The sequence below is a fragment of the Leptothrix mechoopdaensis (SeqCode) genome, assembly GCF_053893855.1.
In genome coordinates, this window is the sequence record NZ_CM132699.1 from 4,798,829 (window position 1) to 4,816,039 (window position 17,211).

14 protein-coding genes are annotated in these 17,211 nt (G+C 70.0%); 7 read left to right on the plus strand and 7 right to left on the minus strand.

Features of this window, described 5'->3' with window-relative positions; genetic code table 11:
* Positions 1-46 precede the first annotated feature (46 nt).
* The 5 genes from leuS to groL all read left to right on the plus strand — a co-directional run bounded on the left by leuS (position 47) and on the right by groL (position 6,556).
* The gene (gene leuS, locus ACWA7K_RS21020; RefSeq protein ID WP_456163967.1) at positions 47-2,719 is read left to right on the plus strand and encodes a leucine--tRNA ligase; all 2,673 of its coding nucleotides are present in this window, start codon (positions 47-49) and stop codon (positions 2,717-2,719) included.
* A gap of 10 nt (positions 2,720-2,729) precedes the next feature.
* On the plus strand, positions 2,730-3,284 hold the full coding sequence (locus ACWA7K_RS21025; protein WP_456163969.1) for an LPS-assembly lipoprotein LptE: 555 nt from the start codon (positions 2,730-2,732) through the stop codon (positions 3,282-3,284).
* 13 nt (positions 3,285-3,297) lie between these two features.
* Entirely contained in the window at positions 3,298-4,380 is a 1,083-nt protein-coding gene (gene holA, locus ACWA7K_RS21030) for a DNA polymerase III subunit delta (protein ID WP_456163971.1), read from the plus strand.
* Between the two features lie 214 nt (positions 4,381-4,594).
* The gene (locus ACWA7K_RS21035) at positions 4,595-4,885 is read left to right on the plus strand and encodes a co-chaperone GroES (RefSeq protein ID WP_305750772.1); all 291 of its coding nucleotides are present in this window, start codon (positions 4,595-4,597) and stop codon (positions 4,883-4,885) included.
* 27 nt (positions 4,886-4,912) lie between these two features.
* Positions 4,913-6,556: a chaperonin GroEL gene (groL, locus tag ACWA7K_RS21040; protein WP_456163973.1), complete on the plus strand. Its 1,644-nt coding sequence runs from the start codon at positions 4,913-4,915 to the stop codon at positions 6,554-6,556.
* 129 nt (positions 6,557-6,685) lie between these two features.
* On the opposite strand, the gene ACWA7K_RS21045 is transcribed toward groL, so the two are convergent.
* The 5 genes from ACWA7K_RS21045 to ACWA7K_RS21065 are packed head-to-tail and all read right to left on the minus strand — an operon-like array spanning position 6,686 to position 12,229.
* Positions 6,686-7,711, minus strand: a complete 1,026-nt coding sequence (locus ACWA7K_RS21045) for an ABC transporter ATP-binding protein (RefSeq protein WP_456163975.1) — start codon at positions 7,709-7,711, stop codon at positions 6,686-6,688.
* Positions 7,708-8,703: an ABC transporter ATP-binding protein gene (locus tag ACWA7K_RS21050; protein WP_456163977.1), complete on the minus strand. Its 996-nt coding sequence runs from the start codon at positions 8,701-8,703 to the stop codon at positions 7,708-7,710. The genes ACWA7K_RS21045 and ACWA7K_RS21050 overlap by 4 nt, the downstream gene beginning before the upstream one ends.
* 1 nt (position 8,704) lies before the next feature.
* Positions 8,705-9,613: an ABC transporter permease gene (locus tag ACWA7K_RS21055; RefSeq protein WP_456168901.1), complete on the minus strand. Its 909-nt coding sequence runs from the start codon at positions 9,611-9,613 to the stop codon at positions 8,705-8,707.
* Positions 9,614-9,646: 33 nt separating this feature from the next.
* Entirely contained in the window at positions 9,647-10,627 is a 981-nt protein-coding gene (locus ACWA7K_RS21060) for an ABC transporter permease (protein WP_456163979.1), read from the minus strand.
* 21 nt (positions 10,628-10,648) lie between these two features.
* Positions 10,649-12,229: an ABC transporter substrate-binding protein gene (locus ACWA7K_RS21065; RefSeq protein ID WP_456210253.1), complete on the minus strand. Its 1,581-nt coding sequence runs from the start codon at positions 12,227-12,229 to the stop codon at positions 10,649-10,651.
* A 130-nt stretch (positions 12,230-12,359) separates the two neighbouring features.
* Between ACWA7K_RS21065 and ACWA7K_RS21070 the strand changes: the two genes are divergently transcribed.
* Together ACWA7K_RS21070 and ACWA7K_RS21075 are read left to right on the plus strand one after the other, a co-directional pair.
* Positions 12,360-13,040: a glycosyltransferase gene (locus tag ACWA7K_RS21070; RefSeq protein ID WP_456163983.1), complete on the plus strand. Its 681-nt coding sequence runs from the start codon at positions 12,360-12,362 to the stop codon at positions 13,038-13,040.
* Between the two features lie 2 nt (positions 13,041-13,042).
* Entirely contained in the window at positions 13,043-14,728 is a 1,686-nt protein-coding gene (locus ACWA7K_RS21075) for a methyltransferase domain-containing protein (RefSeq protein WP_456163985.1), read from the plus strand.
* Between the two features lie 90 nt (positions 14,729-14,818).
* On the opposite strand, the gene ACWA7K_RS21080 is transcribed toward ACWA7K_RS21075, so the two are convergent.
* Both ACWA7K_RS21080 and ACWA7K_RS21085 read right to left on the minus strand, forming a co-directional pair.
* On the minus strand, positions 14,819-15,235 hold the full coding sequence (locus tag ACWA7K_RS21080) for a pilin (protein WP_456163987.1): 417 nt from the start codon (positions 15,233-15,235) through the stop codon (positions 14,819-14,821).
* 115 nt (positions 15,236-15,350) lie between these two features.
* Positions 15,351-17,204 carry a tetratricopeptide repeat protein gene (locus tag ACWA7K_RS21085; protein ID WP_456163989.1) on the minus strand — a complete coding sequence of 618 codons (1,854 nt, stop codon included), beginning with the start codon at positions 17,202-17,204 and terminating at the stop codon, positions 15,351-15,353.
* Positions 17,205-17,211 lie beyond the last annotated feature (7 nt).

Consider the following 17,211-nt stretch of genomic DNA (forward strand, 5'->3'; position numbering starts at 1 on the left):
GCGCTTGTCTCCGACCCGCTCCGCTTCCCTTGCCTGCCTGCGCACCATGAACGAGAAATACGATCCCGCCGCCGTCGAAGCCGCCGCCCAGTCGCAGTGGAACGCGGCCGATGCCTACCGCGTCGTCGAGGACGCCCGCGACGCCGCCGGCCAGCTCAAGCCCAAGTTCTACGCCTGCTCGATGCTGCCGTACCCCAGCGGCAAGCTGCACATGGGCCATGTGCGCAACTACACCATCAACGACATGCTGACCCGTCAGCTGCGCATGAAGGGCCACAACGTCCTGATGCCGATGGGCTGGGACGCCTTCGGCCTGCCGGCCGAGAACGCGGCGCTGAAGAACGGCGTGCCGCCCGATAAGTGGACGCGCGAGAACATCGCCTACATGAAGCGCCAGATGCAGGCGATGGGCCTGGCGATCGACTGGTCGCGCGAGGTCGCCACCTGCGACCCGAGCTACTACAAGTGGAACCAGTGGCTGTTCCTGAAGATGCTGGATGCCGGCATCGCCGAACGCCGCACGCAGGTCGTCAACTGGGACCCGGTCGATCAGACCGTGCTGGCCAACGAGCAGGTCATCGACGGCAAGGGCTGGCGCTCCGGCGCGGTGGTCGAGAAGCGCGAGATCCCCGGCTACTACCTGGCGATCACGAAGTACGCCGAGGAACTGCTGTCGGCCGTCGCCAACCCGGATGACCCGAGCTACCTCAGCGGCTGGCCCGAACGCGTGCGGCTGATGCAGGAGAACTGGATCGGCAAGAGCGAGGGCGTGCGCTTCGCCTTCCCGCACGACATCCGCGGCGCCGACGGTGCGCCGATCCAGGGCGGCAAGCTGTACGTCTTCACGACCCGCGCCGACACCATCATGGGCGTGACCTTCTGCGCCGTCGCGCCCGAGCATCCGCTGGCCGCGCACGCGGCGGCGGGCAACCCGGCGCTGGCCGCCTTCATCGCCGAATGCGCGCAGGGCGGCACGACCGAGGCCGAGCTCGCCACGCAGGAGAAGAAGGGCCTGCCCACCGGCCTGTTCGTGACCCATCCGCTGACCGGCGCCAAGGTCGAGGTCTGGGTCGGCAACTACGTGCTGATGAGCTACGGCGACGGCGCCGTGATGGGCGTGCCGGCGCACGACGAGCGCGACTTCGCGTTCGCCAAGAAGTACGGCATCGAGATCCGCCAGGTCGTCGCGGTCGAGGGCGAGGCCTTCACGACCGACGCCTGGGCCGAGTCCTACGGCGACAAGCAGCGCGGCGTCTGCGTCAACTCCGGCGTGCTGGACGGCCTGACGCACAAGCAGGCCGTCACCAAGGTCGCCGAACTGGTGGGCGCGCTCGGCCTGGGCGAGAAGAAGACCACCTGGCGCCTGCGCGACTGGGGCATCAGCCGCCAGCGTTACTGGGGCACACCGATCCCCATCATCCATTGCGACGACTGCGGCCCGGTGCCGGTGCCCGAGCAGGATCTGCCGGTCGTCCTGCCGATCGACTGCGTACCCGATGGCAGCGGCAATCCGCTGCGTCTGCGCAGCGATTTCCTCAATGTCGCCTGCCCGCGCTGCGCCCGTCCGGCGCGCCGCGAGACCGACACGATGGACACCTTCGTCGACTCGTCGTGGTACTTCATGCGCTACTGCGATGCGCAGAACGCCGACGCGATGGTGGCCGGCGGGACAGACTATTGGATGCCGATGGATCAGTACATCGGCGGCATCGAACACGCGATCCTCCACCTGCTCTACGCGCGCTTCTGGACCAAGGTCATGCGCGACCTGAAGCTGGTGAAGATCGACGAGCCCTTCACCCGCCTGCTGACGCAGGGCATGGTGCTCAACCACATCTACAGCCGCCGCACCGACAAGGGCGGCATCGAGTACTTCTGGCCGCACGAGGTCGAGAACGTGTTCGATGCGGGCGGCAAGATCGTCGGTGCCACGCTGAAGGCCGATGGCAGCGCGGTCGACTACCAGGGCGTGGGCACGATGTCCAAGTCCAAGAACAACGGCGTCGACCCGCAGGACCTGATCAACACGCACGGCGCGGACACCGCCCGCCTGTTCGTGATGTTCGCGTCGCCGCCGGAGCAGACGCTCGAATGGAACGACTCGGCCGTCGAGGGCGCGCAGCGTTTCCTCAAGCGGGTCTGGGGCTACGGCGCGAAACACGAGGCCGCGCTGAAGGGCGCACCCGACATCGCCGCCGTCGTGGCCGACATCGCCGGTGACGCGCGTGCGCTGCGCCGCGAGGTCCACACCGTGCTGCGCCAGGTCAGCCACGACTACGAGCGCATGCAATACAACACCGTGGTCAGCGGTGCGATGAAGCTGCTGAACGCGCTGGAGGCCGCCAAGCTCGACGGCACCCCCGCCAGCGCGGCGGTGATGCGCGAGGGCTACTCGGTGCTGCTGCGCGCGCTCTATCCGGCCTGCCCGCACATCACCCAGGTGCTGTGGAACGAGCTGGGCTACGAGGCCCGCCTCGGCGGCCTGCTCGACGCGCCGTGGCCGGCCGTCGACGAGGCCGCGCTGGTGCGCGACGAGATCGAGCTGGTGCTGCAGGTCAACGGCAAGACGCGTGGCGCGATCACCGTGCCGGCCAGCGCCGACAAGGCCGCGATCGAGGCCATCGCCAGCGCCTCCGAAGAGGTCGCCCGTTTCGCCGAAGGCCGGCCGATCAAGAAGGTCATCGTCGTGCCGGGTCGCCTGGTCAACGTCGTTGCCTGACCGCCCCGGCATGGACTCGCGCCGCACCTGGCTGATCGCGCTGGCGGGCTTCGCCGGTGCGGTGGTGCTGACGGGCTGCGGCTTCCAGCTGCGGCGTCCGCCCGAGCTGACGCTGCGGCGCGTCCACCTGGCCGGCTTCGGCGGCGACTCGGCGATGGCCGACGAGCTGCGCCGGCAGCTGCGCATGAGTCCGGGCGCGACGCTGGCCGCGCGGCCGAACGAGTCCGACGTCGTGCTGGAGTCGGTGGTCGACCAGTCCGTGCCGGTCGTGGCCGGCATCACCGCCGCCGGACAGGTGCGCGAGCTGACCTTGCGCGCGACGCTGACCTTCCGCGTCCGTCGCCCGGATGGCAGCGAGCTGATCGGGCCGACCACGCTGACGCAGTCGCGCGAGATGAGCTACGCCGAGAACGACGCGCTGGCCAAGGAACACGAGCAGCAGTTCCTGGTCCGCACGATGCACCAGGACATCGCCCGCCAGGTGCTGCGGCGTCTGGCGGTGTTGACCCCGGCCGATGCGGTGCCGGCGGCAGCGAAGGCGGCCTCGGCCGCCGTCTCGCGCTGAACCGGTCCCACCCATGCAACTGCGCGCCGACCAGCTGGACGCCGCCCTGCAGCGCGGGCTGCGCGCGCTCTACGTCATCCACGGTGACGAGCCGCTGCTGGCGCAGGAGGCGGCCGACACGATCCGTGCCGCCGCCCGCGCGGCCGGCCACGCCGAACGCAGCGTGCACACCGTCGCCGGGGCGCATTTCGACTGGTCCGGCCTGCTCGGCGAGGCCCAGGCGCTGAGTCTGTTCGCCGACCGTCGGCTGATCGAGATCCGCATTCCCTCCGGCAAGCCCGGCAAGGACGGCTCGGAGGCGCTGCAGCGGTATGCCCAGGCCCTGCCCGACGACACCGTGACGATCGTCAGCCTGCCCCGGCTGGACCGCACCCAGCAGACCAGCGCGTGGTTCACCGCGCTGGACGGCGCGGGCATCAGCCTGAAGGTCGAGCCGGTCGAGCGCCGCGCGCTGCCGCAGTGGATCGCCCAGCGGCTGGCCGCGCAGCAGCAGCGGGTCGAGGACGGCGAGCCCGGCCAGCGCGCGCTGGCCTTCTTCGCCGACCGGGTCGAGGGCAACCTGCTGGCCGCGCACCAGGAGATCCGCAAGCTCGCGCTGCTGCATCCGGCCGGTGTGCTGACCTTCGAGCAGATCGAGTCGGCGGTGCTCAACGTCGCCCGCTACGACGTCTTCAAGCTGGGCGAGGCCGTGCTGGCCGGCCAGGCGGCGCGGGCCTTGCGGATGCTCGAAGGGCTGCAGTCCGAGGGCGAGGCCGCCGTGCTGGTCCACTGGACGCTGGCCGAGGACGTGCGCGCGCTGGCCCGCGTGGTCGCCGCGCTGGCCGGTGGCCGGCCGCTGCCGATGGCGCTGCGCGAGGCGCGTGTCTGGGGCGTCAAGGAAAAGCTGTTCGAGCGGATCGCGCCGAACCTGGATCCGGCCCGAGCCGACACGCTGGTGCGCGCCGCGCACGCCTGCGACGGCATCGTCAAGGGCCTGCGCCAGCCCGGCTGGCCGACCGAGCCCTACGGCGCGCTGCGCCAGCTGGTGCTGATGACGATCGACGCGACCCAGTCCGGCGGCCGCGCGCCGGCCCGGGCGCTGGCGCTGCGACCCTGACGCGCGCCTGCGCCCGCCCGATCACCCTTCGACACCGTCGACCCCTTGAAACGGCGGGGACCGTTCCTATAATCTCGATCCGTTAGCACTCGACATCGGTGAGTGCTAGCGACATCGGACAGCCTCCCCGGCACCGGCCGATGTCGAACGCGTTACCCCGGTTCGCGTCCTGCGCACCGACCCACCGCACCCTGTACGACTCCAAGGAGATGCAATGAAGCTTCGTCCCCTGCACGATCGCGTGATCGTCAAGCGCCTCGAGAACGAGACCAAGACCGCCCTGGGCATCATCATCCCCGACAACGCCGCCGAGAAGCCGGACCAAGGCGAAGTGCTGGCCGTCGGCCCGGGCAAGCGCAACGACAAGGGTGATTTCATCGCCCTGAACGTGTCGGTCGGCGACCGCGTGCTGTTCGGCAAGTACAGCGGCCAGACCGTCAAGGTCGATGGCGAAGAGCTGCTCGTCATGCGCGAAGAAGACCTCTTCGCCGTCGTTCAAAAGTAATTTCCTCAGAGATCCCGGAGCAACAACATGGCAGCAAAAGACGTCGTTTTCGGCGCTGACGCACGCGCCCGCATGGTCGAAGGCGTGAACATCCTGGCCAACGCGGTCAAGGTGACCCTGGGCCCGAAGGGCCGCAACGTGGTCCTGGAGCGCTCGTTCGGCGCCCCCACCGTCACCAAGGACGGTGTCTCGGTCGCCAAGGAGATCGAGCTCAAGGACAAGCTCATGAACATGGGCGCCCAGATGGTCAAGGAAGTCGCTTCCAAGACCTCGGACAACGCCGGTGACGGCACCACGACCGCCACCGTGCTGGCCCAGGCCATCGTGCGCGAAGGCATGAAGTACGTGGCCGCCGGCATGAACCCGATGGACCTGAAGCGCGGCATCGACAAGGCGGTCACCGCCCTGGTCGTCGAGCTGAAGAAGGCCTCGAAGGCCACCACCACGTCCAAGGAAATCGCCCAGGTCGGCACCATCTCGGCCAACAGCGACGACTCGATCGGCGAGATCATCGCCTCGGCCATGGACAAGGTCGGCAAGGAAGGCGTCATCACCGTCGAGGACGGCAAGTCGCTGAACAACGAGCTGGACGTCGTCGAAGGCATGCAGTTCGACCGCGGCTACCTGTCGCCGTACTTCATCAACAACCCCGAGAAGCAGGTCGCCCTGCTGGACAACCCGTTTGTCCTGCTGTTCGACAAGAAGATCAGCAACATCCGCGATCTGCTGCCCACGCTCGAGCAGGTTGCCAAGGCCGGCCGTCCGCTGCTGATCATTGCCGAGGAAGTCGACGGCGAAGCGCTGGCGACCCTGGTGGTCAACACCATCCGCGGCATCCTGAAGGTCGTGGCCGTCAAGGCTCCGGGCTTCGGCGACCGTCGCAAGGCCATGCTGGAAGACATCGCCATCCTGACCGGTGGCAAGGTCATCGCCGAGGAAGTCGGCCTGTCGCTCGAGAAGGTCACGCTGGCTGACCTGGGCCAGGCCAAGCGCGTCGAAGTGGGCAAGGAAAACACCACCATCATCGACGGCGCCGGCGCTGCTGCGGACATCGAGGCCCGCGTCAAGCAGATCCGCATCCAGATCGAGGAAGCGACCAGCGACTACGACCGCGAGAAGCTGCAAGAGCGCGTGGCCAAGCTGGCCGGCGGTGTGGCCGTCATCAAGGTCGGTGCCGCCACCGAAGTCGAGATGAAGGAAAAGAAGGCCCGCGTGGAAGACGCGCTGCACGCGACCCGTGCCGCCGTCGAGGAAGGCATCGTCGCCGGTGGCGGCGTGGCCCTGCTGCGTGCCCGTCAGGCCGCCGGCAAGATCGCCGGTGACAACCCGGATCAGGACGCCGGCGTCAAGCTGGTCCTGAAGGCCATCGAGGCCCCGCTGCGCGAGATCGTCGGCAACGCCGGTGGCGAGCCGAGCGTGGTGATCAACGCCGTGCTGGCCGGTTCGGGCAACTACGGCTTCAATGCCGCCAACGACACGTATGGCGACATGATCGAGATGGGCATCCTGGATCCGACCAAGGTGACCCGTACCGCGCTGCAGAACGCCGCCTCCGTCGCCAGCCTGATGCTGACGACCGAGTGCATGGTCGCCGAAGCCCCCAAGGATGACGCGCCGGCCATGCCGGGCGGCATGGGTGGCATGGGCGGCATGGGCGGCATGGACATGTGATGTCCCGGGGGCCTTCGGGCCCCTGAGCCGGCCTGGTCGACCCGACCTGCCTGCCACGAAGCCCGCGACAGCGATGTCGCGGGCTTTTTCTTTTCCTCTTCGTGGCGCTTCGTCGCGCCTCGTCGCGGCTCAGCTCACCTGATGGCAGGCGATCCGGATCGTCGTGCGCCCATTGGCGACCGTGCGCAGCGCGGGGCGTTCGCTGCGGCAGCGCGCGTCGGCCTGCGGGCAGCGCGGGTGGAAGGCGCAGCCGCTGGGGGGATCGAGCGGGTTCGGCACCTCGCCCAGCACCGGCGTGCGGGCACGGCCGGTGTCGTGCAGCTGCGGGATCGCCGCCAGCAGCATGCGCGTGTAGGGGTGACGTGGCGCCTCGAAGATCGATTCGCGCGGCGCCAGCTCGACCAGCCGGCCGAGGTACATCACGCCGACGCTGTCGCTGACATGGCGCACCACCGCGAGGTTGTGGCTGATGAACAGGTAGGTCAGGCCGCGCTGGCGCTGCAGGTCCTTCATCAGGTTCAGCACCTGGGCCTGCACGCTGACGTCCAGCGCCGAGGTCGGCTCGTCGCAGACCAGGAAGTCCGGCGCCGTGGCGATGGCCCGTGCGATCGAGATGCGCTGGCGCTGGCCGCCCGAGAACTGGTGCGGGTACTTCGCGCCGTCGGCCGCCGCCAGGCCGACCGAGCGCAGCAGCTCGCCGACGCGCACCTGCCGCTCGTCCTCGTCTGCGCCCAGGCCATGCACGCGCAGCGGCTCGGCGACGATGTCGGCGACGCGCCAGCGCGGGTTGAGGCTGGCGTAGGGGTCCTGGAAGATCATCTGGATGCGCCGCCGCAGCGCGCGGGCCTGCTGCTGCGGACCGGCGTAGGCGGCGTGCGCGTCCTGCCCGTCGAACACGACCTGACCCTGCGACGGCTGGTACAGCCCGACCAGCAGCCGCGCCACCGTGCTCTTGCCGCAGCCGGACTCGCCGACCAGCGCGAGCGTGCGACCGCGTTCGATCTCGAAGCCGACGCCGTCGACCGCCTGCAGCCACTGGCGCGGCCGGCCGCCGAGCACCCGGTCCAGCCAGGGCGCCGAGACCTCGAAGCGCTTGGCCAGGTCGACCGCCCGGACCAGCGGCGCGACCTGCGTGTCCGTCACGGGCGCGTTCATCGCGGGCCTCCGTCGGCGTGGTGCAGCCAGCAGGCCGCGCGGGTCTCGCCGGCGTCGACCAGGCGCGGGCGCTCGGTGGTGCAGCGCGTGTCCTCGTCGGCGCGCGGGCAGCGCGGGTGGTAGGCGCAGCCGAGCGGGATGGCGGTCAGGCGCGGCATCGCGCCGTCGATCTGGTGCAGGCGTTCCTGCGGCGGGCGGCCCATGTCGGGGATGCAGGCCATCAGGCCGGCGGTGTAGGGGTGGGCCGGGCGGTGGATCACCGAGGCGACCGGGCCGATCTCGGCGATGCGGCCGGCGTACATCACCGCGACGCGGTCGCAGGTCTCGGCGATCACGCCCATGTCGTGCGTGATCAGCAGCACCGCCGCGCCACGCTGGCGGCAGACCGTGCGCAGCAGGCCGATGACCTGGGCCTGGATCGACACGTCCAGCGCGGTGGTCGGCTCGTCGGCCACGATCAGCTCGGGCTCGGCGGCCAGCGCCAGGGCGATCACCACGCGCTGGCGCATGCCGCCGGAGAACTGGTGCGGGTGGTGGTCGATGCGCTGCTCGGGCGCCGGGATGCCGGTGTCGCGCAGCAGCTCGATGGCCCGTTCGCGGGCCTGGGCGGCGTTCATCGGCAGGTGCGTCCTGATCGTCTCGACCAGCTGCTGGCCGACCGTGAAGAGCGGGTTCAGCGAGGTCAGCGGGTCCTGGAAGATCGCGCCGATGCGCTTGCCGCGGATGCGCCGCAGCCGCTCGGGCGGCAGGTCGTCGATGCGTTCGCCGTGCAGCAGGATGCGCCCGCCGGCGATGCGTCCGGGCGGCTCCAGCAGGCCGATCACGGCCGCGCCGGTCAATGACTTGCCGGCGCCGGATTCGCCGACCATGCCGAGGATCTCGCCCGGCGCGAGCGAGAACGACACGCCGTCCAGCGCGCGCAGCGTGCCGCGCCGGCCGGGGAACTCGACCACCAGGTCCTCGACCTGGAGCAGGGGGGCTGCGGATGTCATCTCAGTTCAGCCGGGGGTTGAGCGCATCGCGCAGCCAGTCGCCCAGCAGGTTCACCGACAGCGCGATCAGCACCAGCATCAGGCCCGGGAAGATGGTGATCCACCACTCGCCGGAGAACAGGTAGTCGTTGCCGATGCGGATCAGCGTGCCCAGCGACGGCGAGGTCGGCGGCGCGCCGACGCCGAGGAAGGACAGCGTGGCCTCGGTGATGATGGCCGTCGCGACCTGGATGGTGGCCAGCACCAGCACCGGCCCGAGCACGTTGGGCAGAACGTGCCGGCCCATGATCGCCAGCGGCGCGACGCCGATCACCCGGGCGGCCTGCACGTATTCCTTCTGCCGCTCGACCAGCGTCGAGCCGCGCACGGTGCGTGCGTACTGCACCCAGCCGGTCAGCGTGATCGACAGGATCAGCACGCCGAAGGCGAGGCTCTCGTGGGCCTGCGGGAACAGCGCCCGACCGACGCCGGCGATCAGCAGCGCGACGAGGATGGCCGGGAAGGACAGCATCACGTCGCACAGCCGCATCAGCAGCGCGTCGACCCAGCCGCCCAGGAAGCCGGCCAGCAGCCCGAGCACGACGCCGATCAGCACCGACAGCGCGACCGAGGCCAACCCGACCACCAGCGAGATGCGCGCGCCGTACATCAGCGCCGAGAGGATGTCGCGGCCCTGGTCATCGGTGCCCAGCACGAAGCCGAGCCGGCCGCCGTCCTGCCAGGCCGGCGGCAGTCGCGCGTTGCCGAGTTCCAGCGTGCTGAGGTCGAACGGGTCGTGCGGGGCCAGCCAGGGCGCACCGAAGGCGCCGGCCAGGCAGGCCAGCGCGATCAGCGCGGCGACGACCGCGCTGGGCGTCGAACGGAAGCTGTGGCCGATGTCGCTGGACAGCCAGCGGCGCAGGAGGGCGATCAAGCGATGCCTTTCGGGGGAGACATGCGGGCGTCAATGGCCGCTGCGGCCGTCCAGCCGCAGGCGCGGGTCGACCGCGACGTAGAGCAGGTCGACCACCAGGTTGATGACCACGAAGATCAGCGCGATCAGGCACAGGTAGGCGGCCATCACCGGGATGTCGGCGAACGAGACCGCCTGGATGAACAGCAGGCCCATGCCGGGCCACTGGAACACCGTCTCGGTGATGATGGCGAAGGCGATCAGCCCGCCCAGCTGAAGCCCGGTGATCGTGATGACCGGCACCAGCGTGTTGCGCAGCGCGTGGCCGAAGTGGACGGCCCGGTCGCTCAGGCCGCGGGCGCGGGCGAACTTGATGTAGTCGCTGCGCAGCACCTCCAGCATCTCGGCACGCACCAGCCGCATGATCAGCGTCAGCTGGAAGATCGCCAGCGTCACCGCCGGCAGCACCAGGTGATGCCAGCCGTCGAGCGTCAGCAGGCCGGTCTTCCAGCCGCCCAGGTCGACCACGTCGCCGCGGCCGAAGCTCGGGAACCAGCCCAGGTTCACGGCGAACACGAGGATCAGCAGGATGCCGATGAAGAAGGTCGGCAGCGACACGCCCAGCAGCGACAGCGTCATGAAGGCCTGCGCCAGCCAGCCGCCCCGGCGCAGCGCGGCGTAGACGCCCATCGGCACGCCCGCCAGCAACGCCAGTGCAGCGGCCACGAAGGCCAGCTCCAGCGTGGCCGGCAGGCGCTCGGCGATCAGGCGCGAGACCTTCACGCCCTGGCGCAGGCTCATGCCGAACTCGCCGTGCAGCGCGTTCCAGATGAAGTGGCCGAACTGCACCAGCACCGGCCGGTCCAGCCCCAGTTCGCCGCGGATGCGCGCACGCTCGGCCGGCGTGGCGTCCTGGCCCAGCAGGAAGGTGACCGGGTCACCGACGTACTGGAACAGCGCGAAGGCGACCGCCGCCACCACCACCATCACGACGATGGCCTGCAGCAGGCGGCGCAGGATGAAGGCCGGCATCGGCGCGGTATCCGGCCGGCGTCAGTTGACCTTGACCAGCCGCCAGTCGAGCCGGTTGTCGGCCCGGTGCACCACGTCGATGTTCTTCTTCATCGCCCACGGGATGACCTGGTTGTGCAGCGGCAGGTGCAACACGTCATCGGCCTGCAGCTGCAGCGCCTTGGTCAGCAGCTCGGTGCGCAGCTTCAGGTCGGTCTCCTTCTTGGTCCGCTCGACCATCGCGTCGACCTGCGGGTTCGAGTAGCGCCCGACGTTGTAGTTGCCGTCGCCGCCGGCACCGACCGAACGCACCAGCGACTGCAGGCTGTAGAGCGCGTCGAAGGTCGGCACGCCCCAGCCGAGCATGTAGATGCTGGCCTCGTAGCGCTGGATCATCGGGAAGTAGGTCGCCAGCGGCTGCGTGCGCAGCTTGGCCTTGACGCCCACGCGCGCCCACATCGCGGTGATCGCCTGGCAGATCTGCTCGTCGTTGATGTAGCGGTTGTTCGGGCAGGCGAAGTCGACCTCGAAGCCGTTCGGATAACCCGCCTCGGCCAGCAGCTTCTGCGACACCTTCGGGTCGTAGGGCAGGCGCTTGTCGAGCGACTTGGCCCAGCCGTTGACCTGCGGCGCCACCAGCGCGCCGGTCGGCTGGCCCAGGCCGCGCAGCGTCACGCGGGCGATGCTGTCCATGTCGATGGCCTGGTACAGCGCGCGGCGCACGCGCACGTCCTTCAGCGGGTTCTTGCCCTTCACGTCACTGCCGGGCAGCTCGTCGCGGAACTGGTCCATGCCCAGGAAGATGGTGCGGTTCTCCAGCCCGTCGATGACCTTCAGCGACGACTCCGCGCGCACCCGCGCCAGGTCCTGCGGGCTCGGGTCGAGCACGAAGTCGACCTCGCCCGACAGCAGCGCGGCCATGCGCGTGGCGACCGACTTGACCGGCGTGTAGACCACCTCGGTCACGTTGCCCTCGGCCTTGCCCCACCAGGCCGGGTTGCGCTTGAGGACCAGCTTCTGGTCCGGCTGCCACGACTCCAGCTGGAACGGCCCGGTGCCGTTGGCGTTGCGGTGGGCGTAGTTCTCCTCGGGCGTCTTGATGTCCTTGGGCGCGACCGAGTTGTTCTTCTCGGCCCAGGCCTTGCTCATCATGCGCAGCTCGGTGAGCTGGTTGAGCAGCACCGGGTTCGGGTCCTTCGTGAAGATGTCGATCGTGCCGGCGTCGACCTTCACCACCTTGTCGATGCCTTGCGTGTAGACCGCGAAGTTCGAGGTCTTGCTCATCGCCCGCTCGATCGAGAACACCGCGTCGTCGGCCGTGAAGGCCGAGCCGTCGTGGAACTTCACGCCGCTGCGCAGCGTCAGCCGCAGCTGCGTGGGCGTGACCTGCTTCCAGCTCGATGCCAGCACCGGCTCGGGCTTGAAGGTGCGGCTGTTGTAGTAGACGAGGGACTCGTAGACGGCGGCATGGATGCCGTTGGCCAGCGCGTTGTTCTGCGAGTGCACGTCCCAGGTCGGGATGTCGGCGGCACTGGTCCACTTGAAGGTCTTGGCCTGCAGGCCGCCCGAGGCGAGGCTGGCGAGGGCGGCGGCTGCGGCGATCAGAGCGATGCGGAGCTTCATGGTCGTGCTTCCCTGAGAGAGTTGGGACGGCGAGCATAGCCAGCCTGCCCTTGATCCGGTCTAGGTGCCTGCCGGATTGACGCTGCTAGAGTGGTCCGTTCATCGACGCCACTCCCGCAAGAGCCGCCCCATGATCCGCATCTTCATCGGCTACGACCCCCGCGAGACGGTGGCCTGGCATGTGCTGACGCACAGCATCCTGGCCCGCGCCAGCCAGCCGGTCGCCTTCATTCCGCTGGCGCTGGACAACCTCAAGGGCCTGATGTGGCGCGAGCGCAATCCGCTGCAGTCGACCGACTTCTCGTTCTCGCGTTTCCTGGTGCCGCACCTGAGCGGCTACGAAGGCTGGTCGCTGTTCATGGACTGCGACATGCTGGTCCGCGACGACATCGCCCGCCTCTGGGAACAGCGTGACGAGCGCCATGCGGTGATGTGCGTCCAGCACGACCACCGCCCGGCCGAGACGGTCAAGTTCCTCGGCGCGCCGCAGTCGGCCTACGGCAAGAAGAACTGGTCCAGCGTCATGCTGTTCAACAACGCCCGCTGCCGCGCGCTGACGCCCGACTACGTCAACACCGCCAGCGGCCTGGAACTGCACCAGTTCAAGTGGTTGGCCGACGACGCCGAGATCGGCGCGCTGCCCGCCACCTGGAACCACCTGGTCGGCTACGACGCCCCGCGCGAGGACGCCGCCAACGTCCACTTCACGATCGGCGGGCCGTATTTCCACGAGTACGTGGACTGCGAGCACGGCGAGGCCTGGCGGCGCGAGCGGGAGGCGATGTTGCGGGTGGACCAGCGGAGCGCATGAACATGGGCGACCGCAGCTTGCGCATCCTCTGGGTCGTCGACGGCCTGCGGCCCGACGGGCAGGGCGGCCAGACCTCCACGCTGGCCTCGCACCGCTACCGCGTCCTGTTGCCGGCCGAAGGCCTGCGCGACCTGGGCCACGAGGTCCGGCTGCTCGAACTGGACCCCTGGCTGGCGAGCGAACGTCCGGGTGATGCCGACATCGTCGTGATCGGCAAGTTCCTGCCGCGTGGCGACTACACCGACTACCAGCAGCGCGGGCAGCGCCTGCTCGACCAGGCGCGCGTGGCGGCCGGGCAAGGCGCCCGCATCGTGGCCGACTTCAACGACGACCATTTCGACCATCCGCAGATGGGCAGCTACTGGCGCGGACTGGCGGCGCTGGCCGACGTCCGGGTGGCGGGCTCCGAGGCGATGCGGACGCGGCTGCTGGCGGTCGCCGGCGGCACGGCCCATGTCGTCGGTGACCCGCTGGGCGCGCCGCAGGGCCGTGTGCGCGTGCGGCGGCCGGCCGGCCGGCAGGGTTCGGCGCTGTCGCGCTGGTGGCGGGGCAACGAATCCGCCGAAGAGCCGATCCGACTGCTGTGGTTCGGCCACCCGGTCAACTGGGCGCCGATGGCGGGCTGGCTGCCGGCGCTGGCCCGGCAGGCCACGCAGACGCCGCTGTCGCTGCAGGTCGTGACCCAGCCGCTGCCGGAGATCACCCGCGCGCTGGCCGACGTCACGCGCAGCAGCGAGGGCCGGCTGCAGGCCGAATGCCTGGCATGGGACGAGGCGACCCAGCAGGCGGCGCTCGAACACTGCGACATCGTGCTGATCCCGTCCGACCCGGACGATCCGCGCAAGGCGGTCAAGACCGCCAACCGCCTGACCGACTCGATCCACGCCGGCCGCTGGGTCGTCGCCAGCCCGCTGCCGGCCTACCGCCCGTGGGCCGCCCACGCCAGCCTGGTCGACGAGCCGATCGCCGGACTGGCGCACTGGCTGAACCACGGCGAACAGGTCGAGGCGGCGCTGCTGGACGGCCAGCGCGAGGTCGAGGAACGCTGCAGCGTGCCGGCCATCGCGCAGGGCTGGGTGGAGGCTTTCGAGGGGCGTGGAGGCGCGTCCGCCGCCGCCGCGTCGACCGGGTCGACCGGGTCGATGGTCGACCTGCTGGCCGTCCACCGCGACGACGGCCGCGTACGGCTCAACCTCGGCTGCGGCGCCAAGATCTGGCCGGGCTTCGTCAACGTCGACCTCGACCAGAACTGGTCTGGCCTGTCGCCCGACGTCATCGCCGACGTGACCGGGCCGCTGCCCTTTCCTGACGGCCACGCCGACGAGGTCCATGCGTATCACGTGCTGGAACACCTGCCGCGCTGGGCGGTCGAGGACTGCCTGCGCGAGTGGCAGCGGGTCCTCAAGCCGGGTGGTGCGCTGGTCCTGGAACTGCCTTGCCTGGACAAGATCCTCGGCATCTTCCAGCAGCACATCTCGACCGGCACCCCGGCGCCGATGCAGCTGACGCTCTATGGCCTGTTCGGCGATCCGGGCTACCGCAACGAGGCCATGCTGCATCGCTGGTGCTATTCGAAGCACGAGCTGCGCAACCTGATGGGTCAGGTCGGGCTGGTCTCGGTCGTCGAGGAATTGCCGCGCACCCATCGGCCCGAGCGCGACATGCGCCTGATCGGCCGGCGCGCCTGAACGAGCCGCAGAAACGACAACGCCCCGCTCCTTCGAGCGAGGCGTCGGTTGTTTCGGGTCCGCCCGGCGGGAGGACCCGAAGCGCTCGCGTCAGTCCTGGCGGCAGGAAGACGGTTCGAGGTTGGTCGGCGTCACGGCGCAGGTCCAGACCACCGTCGAGGCGCCCGCGTTCCAGCTCGGGGTCAGCGTCACGACGACTTGCTGGCCACCGAATTCGCTGTTGCGTCCACCCACGATGACCACCCCCGTGGCCGTGGTCAGTGCAGCGGCGGACACCTTGCCGCCGGCGCCCGGCTGCGTGATGCCGGTGGCACCGGCTGCGCCGCTTTCCTGCGAGTTCTCGGTCACGGCCGTGCGGGTCGAGCTGGCCGCCAGCAGCAGTTCGGAGACCTTCGCGCGCAGCGTGTAGTCGCGGTAGGCCGGCAGCGCGACGGCGGCCAGGATGCCGATGATCGCCACGACGATCATCAGTTCGATGAGGGTGAAACCTCGTTGCACAGACTTCATTGCATGTCCTCCAGGCTAGGGAATCCGGTCCGGGGTGTCCCGGTCGTGATGAAGTGGACAGCAAGCGCCGTACCCGGCGCAGATCCCGCAAACTGGGGGGCGTTTCCCGTCGAATTCAACTTTCGGTTGGAGATTGCGCAGATGCGGTCGGACCCGGGCTGACATTTCTCGTCAGCTGCGTCAATGCGACTGACAGTTCGCGGCACGCGCGGTCCCAGTCGCCGGCCCGGGCCTGTCGGAAGATCCGGCTGCTCGGGTACCACGGCAGGTGGTCGCGGTCGGCGGTGTAGCGCCAGCCGGGCGAATGCGGCGTCAGGATCCAGACCGGTCGGCCCAGGGCGCCGGTGAGGTGGATCACCGAGGTGCAGACGCTGACGACCAGGTCGAGCGCGCAGACCAGCGCGGCGGTCTCGTCGTAGTCGGCGATCACGGCCGGGTCATGGTCGAGCCGGATGCCGTGCAGGCGCTCGAAGGCGGCCAGGTCCTCGGTCACGTCGCCGTACTGCAGGTTGACGAGGTGCAGGTCGAGCCCGGCCAGCATCGGACCCCAGTCGGCGACGCCGATCGATCGCGCACGGGTCCGGGTCGCCGCCAGACCGCCCCGCCAGGAGATGCCGACGGTGGGACGTCCGCCGGCACGTTCGGCCAGCCGCTCGCGCCATCGTGCGACGCGGGCCGGATCGGCCTTCAGGTAGCCGGCGTGGGGCGGGAAGTCGCCATCGGCGCGGCGGAACAGGGCCGGCAGGTCGCCCGACGCGATCTGCCAGGACGGTGTCGGGCAGCCGGCCAGCCAGTCGGTGCTGTTCTCGCGCTGGGTGGCGATGAAGCGCAGTGCCGGGAAGGAGCGCTGGAACAGGGTCAGCAGGCGCGGTTCGCATTCGACGATGGCCTGCGGCGCGCGCCGCTGCAGGTCGGGCAGGCAGGACGCGAACATGATCTCGTCGCCCAGCCCCTGGTCGGCCAGCACCAGCAGCGTCTGGTCGGGCAGCGGGCGGCCATCCCAGTTCGCGTAGGGCATCGGCCGGTAGGGCGATGCGCCGGCCCGATGTCGCGACGGATAGTTCGACCAGCCCGCCTCCCAGCGGCACTGCAGCAGGTCCAGCTGGCACAGGTACCAGCGCGCCAGGTGGTCGCCCGGCCGGTCGCTCAGCAGGCGCTCGAAGATCGTGCGTGCGCCCTGGTAGTCGCCCAGGTTCTGGCGGATCGACCCGACGTTGAGCTGGACCTCCGGGGGCACCTGCCGGGTCTGGCGCATCGCCTCCTCGTAGCTGGCCAGGGCCTTCTCTTCCTCCTCGGCCATCAGGTGGGCATGACCCAGCGCGATCAGGGCAGCGGGACGGCCGGGTTGCAGCGCCAGGCTGGCCTCGTAGGCGCTGCGGGCATCGGCATCACGACGCCGCATCCGCAAGGTCTCGCCGAGCAGGAACCAGGCGTCCGACAGCGGCTCGTCCGCCAGCCAGGGCAGGGCCTCCCGCAACGAGGCCTCCGCCTCGGCGAGGCGATCGAGCCGGATCAGCACGTCACCCAGCCGGAGCCAGCCCGCGCCGAGCTGCGGATCCAGCGACACGGCCACCGACAGGGCATCGACGGCGGCCGGCAGGTCATGCCGGGCCAGCGCGATCAACGCCAGTTCGAGGTGCACGCCGGCCGGCAGGATGTCGGCCTCGGCCAGCGACGCGTGGCAGATGCCTTCTGCCTCGTCGAGGCGCCCCTGCAGCCGGGCGGCCGCCGCGTCGTAGAGGTGCAGCGCGGCGGCATCGGCCACGTCGGGATGCCGGTCGCGCCAGTCGCGCAGGGTTTCGAGCAGTTGCGGGGCGTCCGGCCGGGTGCCCGGCACATGGCCGGCCAGCCGGGCCAGGGCCGCGAGCGTCTCGGCATCCGGGCCCGATCGGGTCGGCGCGGCGGGTGCCTCGGTCGCCGCAGGGCCGGTGGCGAACAGGCCGCCCAGCTTCCGGAACAGCGACCTCATGTGATGG